Genomic DNA, 218 nt, shown 5'->3' with positions numbered 1-218 from the left:
ATACATGAGGGAATTCCATCATTTCCTGCCAGTTTGGTTTCATCCCAGGCGACATATATACATTGTCGGTTTTTACCAGTTGGGCATTGATCTACAGCAAGATTCATCGCACTGTCTTTGGCTTGTAGGGCTGCATTCTGTAAATCCTGTATCGCAATTTTTACAGGATTATCCCCTACATTAGATACTGACGTTATTCGGACTTCTACCGCTCAAAC

At 42.2% G+C, this 218-nt stretch carries 1 pseudogene; it reads right to left on the bottom strand.

What is annotated here, in order from left to right:
• Window positions 1-212, bottom strand: a pseudogene (locus tag ACNQO6_RS18595) (type IV pilus modification protein PilV); the annotation flags it as partial.
• Between the last annotated feature and the right edge of the window lie 6 nt (window positions 213-218).

Origin of the sequence: Acinetobacter calcoaceticus (assembly GCF_051947995.1) — a bacterium.
GTDB lineage: Bacteria > Pseudomonadota > Gammaproteobacteria > Pseudomonadales > Moraxellaceae > Acinetobacter.
The sequence above is the reverse complement of the archived record's forward strand: the minus strand, read 5'-3'. Positions and strand labels throughout refer to the sequence as shown.